13 protein-coding genes and 1 pseudogene are annotated in these 14131 nt (G+C 71.0%); 11 read left to right on the top strand and 3 right to left on the bottom strand.

Annotation, left to right across the window (positions count from 1 at the left end):
- The first annotated feature begins 3 nt into the window (after positions 1-3).
- Positions 4-156: a hypothetical protein gene (locus V4Y03_RS24490; protein WP_317875141.1), complete on the top strand. Its 153-nt coding sequence runs from the start codon at positions 4-6 to the stop codon at positions 154-156.
- A gap of 37 nt (positions 157-193) precedes the next feature.
- Here the strand turns inward: V4Y03_RS24490 and V4Y03_RS24495 are convergent, their stop codons facing one another.
- Positions 194-1306, bottom strand: a complete 1113-nt coding sequence (locus V4Y03_RS24495; protein WP_332436303.1) for a PucR family transcriptional regulator — start codon at positions 1304-1306, stop codon at positions 194-196.
- A 185-nt stretch (positions 1307-1491) separates the two neighbouring features.
- On the opposite strand from V4Y03_RS24495, the gene V4Y03_RS24500 reads away from it, so the two are divergent.
- Both V4Y03_RS24500 and pruA read left to right on the top strand, forming a co-directional pair.
- Positions 1492-2418, top strand: coding sequence for a proline dehydrogenase family protein (locus tag V4Y03_RS24500; protein ID WP_317875753.1), 927 nt, complete (start codon positions 1492-1494; stop codon positions 2416-2418).
- Between the two features lie 30 nt (positions 2419-2448).
- Positions 2449-4080, top strand: coding sequence for an L-glutamate gamma-semialdehyde dehydrogenase (gene pruA / locus V4Y03_RS24505; RefSeq protein WP_317875752.1), 1632 nt, complete (start codon positions 2449-2451; stop codon positions 4078-4080).
- Positions 4081-4165: 85 nt separating this feature from the next.
- On the opposite strand, the gene V4Y03_RS24510 is transcribed toward pruA, so the two are convergent.
- A complete protein-coding gene (locus tag V4Y03_RS24510; RefSeq protein WP_332436304.1) occupies positions 4166-5047 on the bottom strand; it encodes an alpha/beta fold hydrolase in 882 nt (293 codons plus the stop codon).
- 370 nt (positions 5048-5417) lie between these two features.
- Here V4Y03_RS24510 and V4Y03_RS24515 point away from each other — a divergent pair, with 370 nt between their 5' ends.
- The 3 genes from V4Y03_RS24515 to V4Y03_RS24525 all read left to right on the top strand — a co-directional run bounded on the left by V4Y03_RS24515 (position 5418) and on the right by V4Y03_RS24525 (position 8020).
- Positions 5418-5549, top strand: a complete 132-nt coding sequence (locus V4Y03_RS24515) for a hypothetical protein (protein ID WP_260461862.1) — start codon at positions 5418-5420, stop codon at positions 5547-5549.
- A gap of 82 nt (positions 5550-5631) precedes the next feature.
- Positions 5632-6672 (top strand): 3-isopropylmalate dehydrogenase, encoded by a 1041-nt coding sequence (locus tag V4Y03_RS24520; RefSeq protein ID WP_317875751.1) that lies wholly within the window; start codon positions 5632-5634, stop codon positions 6670-6672.
- Positions 6673-6928: 256 nt separating this feature from the next.
- The gene (locus V4Y03_RS24525; protein ID WP_317875750.1) at positions 6929-8020 is read left to right on the top strand and encodes a branched-chain amino acid aminotransferase; all 1092 of its coding nucleotides are present in this window, start codon (positions 6929-6931) and stop codon (positions 8018-8020) included.
- Here the strand turns inward: V4Y03_RS24525 and V4Y03_RS24530 are convergent.
- Positions 8021-8185, bottom strand: a pseudogene (locus V4Y03_RS24530) (cytosine permease); the annotation flags it as partial.
- A 153-nt stretch (positions 8186-8338) separates the two neighbouring features.
- Between V4Y03_RS24530 and ureA the strand changes: the two are divergent.
- The 5 genes from ureA to V4Y03_RS24555 all read left to right on the top strand — a co-directional run bounded on the left by ureA (position 8339) and on the right by V4Y03_RS24555 (position 13854).
- The gene (gene ureA, locus V4Y03_RS24535; RefSeq protein WP_332436305.1) at positions 8339-9067 is read left to right on the top strand and encodes an urease subunit gamma; all 729 of its coding nucleotides are present in this window, start codon (positions 8339-8341) and stop codon (positions 9065-9067) included.
- The gene (locus V4Y03_RS24540; protein ID WP_317875748.1) at positions 9067-10749 is read left to right on the top strand and encodes an urease subunit alpha; all 1683 of its coding nucleotides are present in this window, start codon (positions 9067-9069) and stop codon (positions 10747-10749) included. The genes ureA and V4Y03_RS24540 overlap by 1 nt, the downstream gene beginning before the upstream one ends.
- Before the next feature lie 19 nt (positions 10750-10768).
- A complete protein-coding gene (locus V4Y03_RS24545; RefSeq protein ID WP_332436306.1) occupies positions 10769-11800 on the top strand; it encodes an agmatine deiminase family protein in 1032 nt (343 codons plus the stop codon).
- A gap of 104 nt (positions 11801-11904) precedes the next feature.
- Entirely contained in the window at positions 11905-12450 is a 546-nt protein-coding gene (locus tag V4Y03_RS24550; protein WP_317875754.1) for a TetR/AcrR family transcriptional regulator, read from the top strand.
- A gap of 75 nt (positions 12451-12525) precedes the next feature.
- Entirely contained in the window at positions 12526-13854 is a 1329-nt protein-coding gene (locus tag V4Y03_RS24555; RefSeq protein ID WP_332436307.1) for an MFS transporter, read from the top strand.
- Positions 13855-14131 lie beyond the last annotated feature (277 nt).

The raw sequence follows: 14131 nt of genomic DNA on the forward strand, positions 1-14131 counted from the left end.
CCCATGCGCAAGCGCCGCCGTACCACCACGATCCTCGCCGGCCTCTTCGCCGGCGCACTGCTCATCGGGGCCGCCGCCCAGCTGGCCAAGGTGTCCGCGGACGCGCCCGCGGCGCGGACCGTCGCCATGAACAAGGCGGAACTCGTCGGCGCCTGACGCCACCGGTCCGGGCCGCGCGCGCTTCCGGAGTCGCTCAGAGCCGGGCCGATTTCAGCGACATGTGGAGCAGCAGGCGGTCCTCGCCGTCGTCCAGGTCCAGGCCCGTGAGCTGTTCGACCCGGGACAGCCGGTAGTAGAGGGTCTGGCGGTGGATGCCCAGGGCCGCCGCCGTACGGCCCGCCTGGCCCGCGTTGTCGAGGAACACCTCGGCGGTGCGGGCCAGTTCGGCGTGGGCGGGGGCGATCAGCGGCGCCACGGCCGGGTCGATCTCGGGGTGGTAGAGCGCCGCGAGCAGACGGTACGGGCCGATCCCGGCCCACTCCGCGACCGGGCCGAGCTTCGGCTGCGCCGTGGCGGCGCGGGCCGCCGTGTTCGCCTCGCGCCAGGCGGCCGGAAGCTCCGTGAGGCCCCGGCGGGGGTTCGCGATGCCGGCCGGGGCGGCGGCGCGCAGCCGGTCGGCGGCCGTGTGGGCGGGGGAGAGGTCCTCGGCCGTGCGCAGCCGTACGAGGACGGCGAGGCACTCGCCCTCGGGGAGCGTGGTGACCGCCGCCGCCCCGGGGACCGCCCGGATCGATGGGGCCTCGCCCTGCCAGGGGGTCACGCAGACGAGGGTGTGCAGACCGTCCGCGCTGGGGCCCAGGGCCACCCTGAGTGCGGCGACGGCCATGTCGCTCTGCCAGCCGCGCCCGGCGGTCAGGACCGCGGCGAACTCGCGCGAGAGGTCGGCGTCCGCGCGCTCCTCGTCGGCGAGGAGGCCGCCGATCCGGGTGGCGACCTCCATCGCGGCCGTCAGCTGGGCGGGCGTGGGGCCGGGCTCGGCGTCCAGGAGCCACACGTACCCGAGGACGACACCCCGATGGCGTACGGGCAGGCAGAGGCGGTCCCGGAACACCCCGGCGTCCGGAGCGGCCGGGATGCGGACCGGGCCGGTCGCCCGGGTGATGCCGAAGCCCTCGAACCAGGCGCGGACCGCCGGGGTCGACTTCCGGGTCAGGATCGACCGGGTCCGGACCGGGTCCATCGCCGTGTCGTCGTCGCTGTCGTGGGCGCCGAAGGCGATCAGACCGAAATCGCGGTTCTCCAGCGTCGCCGGTGCGCCCAGCAGCGCGGAGATCTCGTCCACCAGTTCTTGGTAATCGCCCTTCACAGCGCCATTCTCGCACCCCCTCAGACATATGTATGAGATGCCGCGCACGGATGCGTGACAGCTGTAGATGGCGGACGATCGGAGCGATCCATAGGTTTCACGGTGGTTCTTCGTGCTGTTCCCGGTTTCTTGTGAAAGACCGGGTACGGCACCCTTCGTCACCATGCCCTTTCTGGAGGTGCCCCGTGCTGGGTCCCGTGATCCTCGCCGCGTCGCGCAGCGACAAGATGCGCCGTTTCGTGTCGGCCGCCCCCGGGACCAAGCAGGTCGTCGCCCGCTTCATCGCCGGTCAGTCGGTCGACGACGTCGTCCCGATCGTCCAGGAGCTGAGCGACCGCGGCCTGGAGGTCACCCTCGACGTCGTCGGTGAGGACATCACCACCGTCGAGCAGTCGTACGCCGCCCGGGACGCCTACCTGGAGCTGATCGGCCGCCTCAAGGAGCTGGGTCTCGGCGAGCGCGCCGAGATGTCCGTGAAGCTGTCGATGTTCGGCCAGTCCCTGGAGGACGGCCACGAGCTGGCGCTCGCGAACGTCCGCCCGGTCGTCGCCGCCGCCGCCGAGATCGGCACCACGGTCACCCTCGACGCCGAGGACCACACCACCCTCGACTCGATGTTCGCCATCCACGAGGAGCTGCGGAAGGACCACCCGCAGACCGGCTGTGTCATCCAGGCCTACCTGTTCCGCACCGAGGACGACGCCCGCCGCCTCGCCGCGAACGGCTCCCGCGTCCGGATCGTGAAGGGCGCCTACAAGGAGCCCGCCTCCGTCGCGATCCAGGAGAAGCCCGAGATCGACAAGGCGTACGTCCGGATCATGAAGATCCTGATGGACGGCGAGGGCTACCCGATGATCGGCTCCCACGACCCGCGCCTGATCTCCATCGGCCAGGAGCTGGCCCGCCGCGCCGGCCGCAAGCTGGACGAGTACGAGTTCCAGATGCTGTACGGCATCCGCAGCGAGGAGCAGAACCGCCTCGCCGCCGAGGGACACCGCATGCGCGTGTACACCGCCTACGGCACCGACTGGTACGGCTACTTCATGCGCCGCCTCGCGGAGAAGCCGGCCAACCTGCTCTTCTTCGTCCGCTCCATCCTCACCAAGGGCTGAGCCCACCTCTCACAAGGAGTTACGCGACTCATGGACGCTGTCACCCAGGTCCCCGCTCCGGTCAACGAGCCGGTGCACAGCTACGCCCCCGGCTCCCCGGAGCGCGCCCGCCTCGAGGTCAAGCTCAAGGAGCTGGCGGAGAACCCGCGCGAGCTGCCGATGACCATCGGCGGCGTGAAGCGCCTCGGCGGCGGCGAGGAGTTCAAGGTCGTCCAGCCGCACAACCACAAGGCCGTCATCGGCACCCTCCGCGGCGCCACCGAGCAGGACGCCCAGGACGCCATCGACGCGGCCCTGGCCGCGGCCCCGGCCTGGCGCGCGATGGCCTTCGACGACCGCGCCGCGATCATCCTGCGCGCCGCCGAGCTGCTGGCCGGCCCGTGGCGCGAGACGCTGGCCGCGTCCACCATGCTCGGCCAGTCGAAGACCGCCCAGCAGGCCGAGATCGACACCCCGTGCGAGCTCGTCGACTTCTGGCGCTTCAACGTGGCGTACGCCCGTCAGATCCTCGCCGAGCAGCCGCCGGCGAACTCCCCGGGTGTGTGGAACCGTCTGGACCACCGCCCGCTCGAGGGCTTCGTCTACGCGATCACGCCGTTCAACTTCACGGCCATCGCGGGCAACCTGCCCACCGCCCCCGCCCTCATGGGCAACGTGGTGGTCTGGAAGCCGTCCCCGACGCAGACCCACTCCGCCGTGCTCCTCATGGAGCTCCTGGAGGAGGCCGGCCTGCCGAAGGGCGTCATCAACCTGGTGACCGGCGACGGCATCGCCGTCTCCGAGGTGGCCCTGAACCACCGCGACCTGGCCGGCATCCACTTCACCGGCTCGACCAAGACCTTCCAGCACCTGTGGAAGACGGTCGGCAACAACATCGAGAAGTACCGTTCGTACCCGCGGATCGTCGGTGAGACCGGCGGCAAGGACTTCGTCGTCGCCCACCCGAGCGCCGACCGCGCGATCCTGAAGACCGCGCTGAACCGCGGCTCCTTCGAGTTCCAGGGCCAGAAGTGCTCCGCGTCCTCGCGTGCGTACGTCCCGGCGTCCATCTGGAACGACGGGTTCAAGGAGGAGTTCGCGGCCGAGATCGACGGCATCACCATGGGTGACGTCACCGATCTGTCGAACTTCATCGGCGCCGTCATCGACGAGCGCTCGTTCGCCAAGAACAAGGCGGCGATCGACCGTGCGGCGGCCGACCCGACCTGCGAGATCATCGCCGGTGGCACGTACGACGACTCGGTGGGCTACTTCGTCCGCCCGACCGTCATCGCCTGCACCGACCCGGAGAACGAGGTCTTCAAGGCGGAGTACTTCGGCCCGATCCTCGCGATCCACGTGTACGAGGACGACCAGTACGACGCGATGCTGACCCAGATGGAGTCGGTCTCGGACTACGCCCTCACCGGCTCGGTCATCTCCGGCGACCGCGCCGCGGCGGCGTACACGATGGAGAAGCTCCGCTTCGCGGCGGGCAACTTCTACATCAACGACAAGTCGACCGGCGCCGTCGTCGGCCAGCAGCCCTTCGGCGGCGGCCGTGCCTCGGGTACGAACGACAAGGCCGGCGCCCCGCAGAACCTGATGCGCTGGACGCTGACCCGCGCCATCAAGGAGACGCTGGTCCCGCCGACCGAGTACGGCTACCCCCACATGGGCTGACGCCCTCCCGCCGCGTGAGCGGCCCCTGATCACCGCCCCCCTTCTCGGCCCCCACCGAGGACGGGGGCGGTTCTCATGTCCCGGCTCATGCGGGCACCCGGCGCTTCAGGAAGTCGCCGATCAGCTCCGCGACCGCCGGCGCGTGGGTCTCCAGGGCGAAGTGGCCCGTGGGGAGCAGATGGATCTCGGCGTCCGGGAGGTCGCGGCGGAAGGCCTCGGCGCCCGCCGGGACGAAGACCTGGTCGCCCTCGCCCCAGACGGCGAGGAGGGGGACCCGGGAGGTGCGGAAGTACTCCTGGAAGGCCGGGTAGAGGGCGAGGTTGGAGCCGTAGTCGGCGATCAGGTCCAACTGGATGTCGTCCTGGCCCTCACGGGCCATCAGGGCGGCGTCGTGGTGCCAGGCGTCGGGGCTGAGCAGGTCCCGGTACTCGGCGGGGACGCCCGTCTCGTACTGCCACCTGATGCCGTCCGGGGAGCGGATGCCGCGCACCGGTTCCTCGGTCTCCGGTGTGCGGTCGGCGATCATCGCGAGGACCGGGGCCCAGGCCTCGGCGCCGAGGCCCTCCTCGTAGGCGTTGCCGTTCTGGCTGATGATCGCGGTGATCCGCTCGGGGTGGGCGAGGGCGAGGCGCAGGCCGATGGGGGCGCCGTAGTCCTGGATGTAGAGCGCGAACCGGTCCAGGCCCAGGGCCTCGGTGAACTCGGCGGTGAGCGCGGCCAGTCCGGCGAAGGTGTAGTCGAAGTCGGCGGCGGAGGGGGCGGCGCTGTGTCCGAAGCCGAGGTGGTCGGGGGCGATCAGCCGGTACGCGTGCGCGAGCGGGGGGATCAGGTCGCGGAACATGTGCGAGCTGGTGGGGAAGCCGTGCAGCAGGAGCAGCACGGGGGCGTCGGCCGGACCGGCCTCGCGGTAGGCGATCTCGTGGCCCCGGACGGTGACGGTGCGGTGGCGGGTCGGCAGCACGGACATCGGTCTAACCCCTTATGTATTGCTCACTGGTTATGAAGTGATTCAACCGAGGGTCTGTATAACCTGTCAAGGTTGCTTTAAGGGTTAGAATTTCGGGATGGCCGTGGGCTGCGGGCCGCCGGGCGGTGGCCCCGGGTGGTTCGCCGTCTCAGATAGTAGGAAGTCCGAGTAATTGTGGAGACAGATGAAGGGGCGTGTCCTAGCTTTGTAGGAGCCGAACGTCTCGCTTCATCAGCGAATGGCGGCCGAGAGCGCGACGCCCCTGTGCAGGCAACCCCTGCGGCGGCGCTCCCCGCCCCTTCCGGCGCCTTCGATCATCACTGATCTCCGCACATCCGGATCACCACTGATCTCAAGGAGTCGATCCCTCATGGCCACTCAGACCGCCCGCCGCGTCCGCCACTCCGCCAACCGTCCCAGCGACGAGGCCCGCCAGAACGCCGCCGCCGCCCTCCAGCGCGCCCTCGACCGCCGTGACAACGGCGGCTCCACCGGGCACTGAGGCACACCCGTCCCGACTCGGCTGTTCGTCCACATGATGGACGTTACGTGTCAGTCGATGGGACGAAGAGTAGGGTGCCGACATGTCTCACAGCATCAATCTCGCAGTCATTCCCGGCGACGGCATCGGCCAGGAGGTCGTGGCCGAGGGCCTCAAGGTCCTCGCGGCCGCCCTTCCCCAGGACGTGAAGCTGGAGACCGAGGAGTACGACTTCGGCGCCAAGCGCTACCACGCCACCGGTGAGACCCTCACCGACGCCGACCTCGCATCCCTCAAGAAGCACGACGCCATCCTGCTGGGCGCCATCGGCGACCCCTCGGTGCCCTCCGGCGTCCTGGAGCGCGGCTTCCTGCTGAAGCTCCGCTTCGCCTTCGACCACCATGTGAACCTCCGTCCCTCGAAGCTGCTCCCCGGCGTCGCGACCCCGCTCGCCGGGCAGCCCGAGATCGACTTCGTCGTGGTCCGCGAGGGCACCGAGGGCCCGTACACCGGGAACGGCGGCACCATCCGCAAGGGCACCCCGCACGAGGTCGCCACCGAGGTCTCGGTCAACACCGCCTTCGGTGTCGAGCGCGTCGTCCGGGACGCCTTCGCCCGCGCCCAGGCCCGCCCGCGCAAGAAGCTCACGCTGGTCCACAAGAACAACGTGCTGACCTTCGCCGGCCACCTGTGGACGGACATCTTCCACAAGGTCGCGGCCGAGTTCCCCGAGGTCACCACCGACTACCTGCACGTCGACGCCGCGACGATCTTCCTCGTCACCGACCCGGCCCGCTTCGACGTGATCGTCACCGACAACCTCTTCGGCGACATCATCACCGACCTCGCCGCGGCCGTCTCCGGCGGCATCGGCGTCGCCGCCTCGGGCAACATCAACCCGAGCGGCGAGTTCCCGTCCATGTTCGAGCCGGTCCACGGCTCCGCGCCGGACATCGCGGGCCAGGGCAAGGCCGACCCCACGGCCACCGTCCTCTCCGTCGCCCTCCTGCTGCGCCACCTCGGCCACGAGGCCGAGGCCGCCCGCGTCGAGGAGGCGGTCGCCGCCGACCTCACCGAGCGCGGCACCGCCGTCCGTACGACGGCCGAGATCGGCGACGCGCTCGCCGCGCGAGTAGCGAGCTGACCCGCGTCAGCTGACATTCCACAGCAGCCGCCGGGTCGCACCTGCGCCCGGCGGCTGTACCTGTGCGGCCGGGGGGTGCCACCATCGAACCCTGGACCGCGTTCACCCGTTTCGTGCACCGGCCCCCGCGAGCGATAATCGGACGTGGGGCCGCGGCATACGGGCATGCTCGGACGTCCACGCAGCCATCGGCAGGGGCCGGTGAGCCACCCGTGAGCGCGGTCCTACACACACAACCGGTGAAGGACACGCACTCATGACGACGCCCACGATCGAGCTCAAGCCCTCCTCCAGCCCGCTGTCCGACGCGGAGCGCGAGGCGATCCTGGCCAACCCCGGATTCGGCCGCCACTTCACCGACCACATGGTCACCATCCGGTGGACCGAGGGCCGCGGCTGGCACGACGGCCAGCTGGTGCCGTACGGCCCGCTGCACCTGGACCCGGCGACGAACGTCCTGCACTACGCGCAGGAGATCTTCGAGGGCCTCAAGGCCTACCGCCGCCCCGACGGCTCGGTCGCCAGCTTCCGCCCCGACGCCAACGCGCGCCGCTTCCAGGCCTCCGCCCACCGGCTGGCCATGCCGGAGCTGCCCGTCGAGACCTTCGTCGAGGCCTGTGACCGGCTCGTCCAGCAGGACAAGGCATGGGTTCCGGCGCACGGCGGCGAGGCCTCGCTCTACCTGCGTCCGTTCATGATCGCGACCGAGGTCGGTCTTGGCGTCCGCCCGGCCAACGAGTACCTCTTCGTCGTCATCGCCTCCCCGGCCGGCCCGTACTTCGCCGGCGGCGTGAAGCCCGTCTCCATCTGGCTCTCGGAGAACCGCGTCCGCGCCGTCCCCGGCGGCATGGGCGACGCCAAGACCGGCGGCAACTACGCGGCCTCCCTGCTCGCACAGGCCGAGGCGACCGCGCAGGGCTGCGACCAGGTCGCCTACCTCGACGCCGTGGAGCACAAGTGGGTCGAGGAACTCGGCGGCATGAACCTGTACTTCGTGTACGGGAACAAGCTGGTCACCCCCACCCTCACCGGTTCGCTGCTCGCCGGCATCACCCGTGACTCGCTGCTCAAGCTGGCGGCGGACCTCGGCCTGGAGCCGGAGGAGGGCCGCGTCTCCATCGACCAGTGGCAGGCCGACTCCGCGAACGGCACCCTGACCGAGGTCTTCGCCTGCGGCACCGCCGCCGTGATCACCCCGGTCGGCACGGTCAAGTCCGAGCGGGGCGAGTGGCAGCAGTCGGGCGGCGAGCCCGGCCCGGTCACGATGAAGCTGCGCGAGGCGCTGCTCGCCGTCCAGACCGGCAAGGCCGAGGACGTCCACGGCTGGATGCACGAGCTGGGCAAGTAGTCACTCGGTAGTCGCCAGGGCTTCCGGGGCCGTCACGGTCCCGGGAGCCCTGTTCGGCGTCAGGACGGCGTACAGCGCGCCGCCCACGATCCCGGAGAACACGAAGCCGCAGTCGATCCCGCCCGTGAGGGCGAGCAGCGGCCCCTCGTAGAGCGGCGTCGACACCCGATGAGGACTCCCCGCAGGGGCGGACGGGGCAGTTTTAGAGCGGCGCTCAATGTGACCTATGTCTGTCAGTGACGTCAATGCTTGGAAGCTGACCTCTCAAGATTTAGAGTGTCGCTCAAACATGTCGTCCTTGCAGGAGGTGTTCGGGGCGTGCGACTGACCCCCACGGAACGCGACCGGCTGCTGCTCTTCGGCGCCGCCGAGCTCGCCCGTGCCCGCCGGGCCCGGGGCCTGCGGCTCAACGTCCCCGAGGCGACCGCGCTCATCGCGGACACCGTCTGCGAGGCGGCCCGCGACGGGAGGCGACTCGCCGAGGCGATCGACGCCGCCCGCTCCGTCCTCGGCCCCGACGACGTCCTCCCCGGCGTCGCCGACGTGGTCACCGAGGTCCATGTCGAGGCCGTCTTCGACGACGGCTCCCGGCTCGCGGTCGTCTCCGACCCCATCGGCGGGGGCGGTCTGGGCGCCGGGGCGCCCGGCGCGCTGCTGCCCGGCCCCGGACACCCCGAGGCCGAGCCGACGCTCACCCTCCCGGTACGGAACACGGCGAGCGTCCCCGTGAGCGTGACCTCGCACTTCCACTTCTTCGAGGCCAACCCCCGCCTCGACTTCGACCGCGCCGCCGCCTACGGCATGCGCCTGGCCATCCCGGCCGGCGCCTCCTTCCGCTTCGACCCGGGCGGCGCCGCCGAGGTCGGACTCGTGCCGATCGGCGGCGCCCGCGTCGCCATCGGCTTCGCGGGCCTGGTCGACGGGCCGCTCGACGCGCCCGGCGCGCGGGAGGAGGCCCTGCGGCGCGCGGCGGCCTGCGGCTATCTGGGCGTCACGGGCGGAGACAACCGGTCCGACGGCCTCCCGTCCGACGAGGAAGGCACGTGATGGACCCGTACGAGTACGCATCCGTGCACGGCCCCCGGGCCGGCGACCGTGTCGTCCTGGGCGACTCCGGGCTCGTCGTCCGGGTCGAGTCGGACTCCCAGAAGCCGGGCGACGAGTTCCTGGCCGGATTCGGCAAGACCGCACGCGACGGACTGCATCTGAAGGCCGCCGCCGTCCGGGAGACCTGCGACGTCGTCATCAGCAACGTCCTGGTCATCGACGCGGTCCTCGGCATCCGGAAGGTGTCCGTCGGCATCCGCGAGGGCCGGATCCACGCGATCGGCCGGGCCGGGAACCCCGACACCCTCGACGGTGTCGACGTCGTCGTCGGCACCGGCACCACGATCGTCTCCGGCGAGGGCCTCATCGCCACCGCCGGCGCCGTCGACACCCATGTCCATCTGCTCTCGCCCCGGATCATGGAGGCCTCGCTCGCCAGCGGTGTCACCACGGTCATCGGCCAGGAGTTCGGCCCCGTCTGGGGCGTCGGCGTCAACTCGCCCTGGGCGCTGCGGCACGCCTTCAACGCCTTCGACGCCTGGCCGGTCAACATCGGCTTCCTGGCCCGGGGTTCGTCCTCGGACCCGGCGCCGCTGGTGGAGGCCCTCGCCGAGGGCGGTGCCTCCGGCTTCAAGGTGCACGAGGACATGGGCGCCCACACCCGCGCCCTGGACACGGCGCTCAGGGTCGCCGAGGAGCACGACGTGCAGGTCGCCCTGCACAGCGACGGTCTCAACGAGTGCCTGTCGGTCGAGGACACCCTCGGAGTCCTGGACGGCCGTACGATCCACGCCTTCCACATCGAGGGCTGCGGCGGCGGGCACGTACCCAACGTCCTCAAGATGGCGGGCGTGCCGAACGTCATCGGCTCCTCCACCAACCCCACCCTGCCCTTCGGCCGCGACGCGGTCGCCGAGCACTACGGGATGATCGTCTCCGTCCACGACCTCAAGACCGACCTCCCGGGCGACGCCGCCATGGCGCGCGACCGGATCCGGGCCGGGACCATGGGCGCGGAGGACGTCCTGCACGACCTCGGCGCGATCGGGATCACCTCCTCCGACGCGCAGGGGATGGGAAGGGCCGGCGAGACCGTGCGCCGGACCTTCGCCATGGCCGGGAAGATGAAGGCCGAGCTGGGCCCCATGGAGGGCGACGGACCGCACGACGACAACGCGCGCGTGCTCCGCTATCTGGCCAAGCTCACCGTCAACCCGGCGATCGCCCACGGCCTCGCCCACGAGATCGGCTCCATCGAGGTCGGCAAGCTGGCCGACATCGTGCTGTGGAAGCCGCAGTTCTTCGGCGCCAAGCCGCAGCTGGTGCTCAAGTCCGGCTTCCCCGCCTGGGGGGTCACGGGCGATCCCAACGCCGCCACCGACACCTGCGAACCCCTCGTCCTCGGCCCGCTGTTCGGCGCGCACGGCGCCACGGCCGCCGACCTCTCGGTCGCGTTCGTCGCCCGGGCCGCCGTCGACCTCGGCTCCGACGCGATGCCGACCCGCCGCCGCCGGGTCGCCGTGCGCGGCACGCGCGGCATCGGCCCCGCCGACCTGCGGCTCAACTCCCGTGTCGGTGACGTCCAGGTCGACGGCCACAGCGGTCTGGTCTCCCTCGACGGCGCCCCGATCCGCTCCGAGGCGGCCGAGTCCGTCTCCCTCAACCGCCTCTACTTCCTCTGAACCCTCCTAGGACTCCCCGATGACCTACCGCATGCCCGCCGAGTGGATGCCGCACGAGCGCACCTGGATGGCCTGGCCGAGCCCCAACCCCACCTTCACCGACGCGGAAGAACTCGCCGAGGCCCGCGCGGCCTGGGCGTCGGTGGCCCGCGCCGTGCGCCGCTTCGAGCCGGTGACCCTGGTCGTCGGCCCCGGCGACGCCGAGTCCGCGCGCGCCCTCGTCGGCGAGGACGTCGAGCTGGCCGAGCGGGACCTCGACGACGCCTGGATGCGGGACATCGGCCCGACCTTCGTCACCGATGGCACCGAACTGGCCGCCGTGGAGTGGGTGTTCAACGGCTGGGGCGGCCAGGACTGGGCCCGCTGGGAGCACGACTCCAAGATCGCCCGCCATGTCGCGGACCTCGCCGGCGTCCCCACGCACTCCTCCCCGCTCGTCAACGAGGGCGGCGCGATCCACGTCGACGGCGAGGGCACGGTCCTGCTGACCGACACCGTCCAGCTCGGCTCCGGCCGCAACCCCGGGTGGACCCGCGAGCAGGTCGAGGCCGAGATCCACGCGAAGCTCGGCACGACGAAGGCGATCTGGCTGCCGAACGGCCTCGCCGGCGACTACGGCCTCTACGGCACCCAGGGCCATGTCGACATCGTCGCCGCCTTCGCCCGCCCCGGCACCGTCCTCGTCCACAGCCAGCAGGACCCGGCCCACCCGGACTACGAGCGCTCCCGGACGTACGTGGACATCCTGCGCGGCGAGACCGACGCCCAGGGCCGCCCCCTGGAGGTCATCGAGGTCCCGGCCCCCACCGTCCTCAAGGACGAGGAGGGCGACTGGGTCGACTACTCGTACATCAACCACTACCTGTGCAACGGCGGCGTGGTCCTCTGCGCCTTCGACGACCCCCACGACGAGCTCGCCGCCGAGATCTTCCGCCGCCTCTTCCCGGAGCGCGAGGTCGTCCTCGTCGACGCGCGGACGATCTTCGCGAGCGGGGGCGGGATCCACTGCGTCACCCAGCAGCAGCCGAAGGTCCGAGGCGGCGGGGCATGAGGTAGAACGGAGGAGTGACCCGTATGGACCCCTCCCACCCCGCTCCGGCGCACCGCCGGCGCAACCAGGCCGCCCCGCCCCGCGAGGACGTGCTGGCGGCCGCGATGGACACCATCGCGGAGCGCGGGCTCGACGGGCTCACCATGGCCGGGCTCGGGCGGCAGGTCGGGATGAGCAGCGGGCATCTCCTCTACTACTTCCGCACCAAGGACGAACTGCTGCTGCAGACCCTGGAGTGGAGCGAGGGGCGGCTCGGGGCCCGGCGGAGCGCGCTGCTGTCCCGGCCCGGGACGGCGCGCGACCGGCTCGACGGGTACGTCGACGTGTACGTGCCCGACGGGCCGCGCGACCCGCACTGGACCCTCTGGCTGGAGGTCTGGAACCGGTCGCAGAACGCCGACGACGACGCCCGCGCCCGGCAGGCCGCCATCGAGGGGGCCTGGCACCGGGACCTGGTCGCGATCCTGGCCGAGGGCGTCTCGCGCGGCGAGTTCCGGGCGGTCGACCCGGACCGCTTCGCCACCCGCACGCGTGCCCTGCTCGACGGGTTCAGCGTGCACGTCGCCGTCGGCATCCCGGGCACCGGACGGGAACAAGTCCTCGCCCACGTACGGGAGTTCCTCGCCGAAACGCTGATCTCGCGACCGTAACGCACGTAAGTACTCCCGATCGTTGCGCGTTGCACCCTTGTTGGGCCCGCGCTCCCTCCGGCACGGTTCCTGCCCATGGGACGAGAGCACTGGAAGAAGATCTGGGTCGGCTCCGCGGGCAACATGGTCGAGTGGTTCGACTGGTTCGTGTACGCGAGCTTCGCCACCTACTTCGCGGGGGCGTTCTTCCCCGAGGGCAACGACACCGCGAAGCTCATGAACACCGCGGGCATCTTCGCCGTCGGCTTCTTCATGCGGCCCGTCGGCGGCTGGCTCCTCGGCCGGGTCGGCGACCGCAAGGGCCGCAAGGCCGCCCTCACCCTCACCGTCACCCTGATGTCGGCCTCCGCGCTCCTGATCGCGGTCGCCCCCACCTACTCCGTCGCCGGATACGGCGGCGCCGCCGTCCTCCTGGTCGCCCGCCTCCTCCAGGGGCTCTCGGTCGGCGGCGAGTACGCCGCCAGCGCCACCTACCTCACCGAGGCCTCCGCCCCGGAGCGCCGCGGCTTCGCCTCCAGCTTCCAGTACGTGTCGATGACCGCCGGCCAGATCCTCGGACTCGGCCTGCTCCTCGTCCTCCAGCACACCCTGTCCACCGAGGCCCTGCACAGCTGGGGCTGGCGCGTCCCCTTCATCGTGGGAGCCCTCGGCGCGGCGGTCGTCTTCTATCTGCGCCGCACGATGCTGGAGACGGAGGTGTACGCGGAGACCGCCGACGACGGGGTGGCGAGCGACCAGAAGGGCACCCTCAAGGCCCTCTGGGCGCACAGGCGCGAGGCCTTCCTCGTCATCGCGCTCACCATGGGCGGCACCGTGGCGTACTACACGTACACCACCTACCTCACCAAGTACCTCTCCAACTCCGCCGGGCTGCCCAAGCAGACCGCCACCCTGGTCTCCTTCTGCGCCCTCATCGTCTTCGCCTGCCTCCAGCCGCTGGCCGGCCGCCTCTCCGACCGGATCGGCCGCCGCCCGCTGCTCATCACCTTCGCGGTCGGCTCCACGCTCCTCACCGTGCCGATCATGACGATGCTCAAGCACGCGGGCTCCTTCTGGCCGGCCCTCGGGCTCTCCCTCCTCGCGCTCGTCGTGGTCACCGGCTACACCTCCATCAACGCCTGTGTGAAGGCCGAGCTGTTCCCCACCGGAATCCGCGCCCTCGGCGTCGCCCTGCCGTACGCCATCGCCAACGCCCTCTTCGGCGGCACCGCCGAGTACGTGGCCCTGTGGTTCAAGGACGCCGGGATCGAGTCGGGCTTCTTCTGGTACGTGGCGGGCTGTGCGGCCGTCTCGCTGGTCGTCTACCTCACGATGCGGGAGACCAGGGACATCGATCTGGGCCGGGTGGGCACGGACGGCACCGCGCTGCCGGGGCGGAAACGAGATCATCTGCCCGTATCGTGAGACCCGCGGCCCGTCGATCTTCCACCTGTGTCAGACTTCCGGCGTGCTTGCTACCACGATGATTATCGGCAGCAGCGCGCCGGTCCGCAGTGACCGCTGAGGCGTGGAACGATCCCCACGCAGGCGGACACCGTGCCCCAGACCCGCGCGCAGACCTCTCGCACCCGCGAGGGGTTTTTTCGTTTTCCGGCCCCACCCACGCCGAAAACGGACGACGCGTGAGAATGGGGGCAAGTGGATCCAGACCTTCCGGAGCCACATCCGACAGGAGCCATCA

The sequence above is a fragment of the Streptomyces sp. P9-A4 genome (assembly GCF_036634195.1).
Taxonomy (GTDB): domain Bacteria; phylum Actinomycetota; class Actinomycetes; order Streptomycetales; family Streptomycetaceae; genus Streptomyces.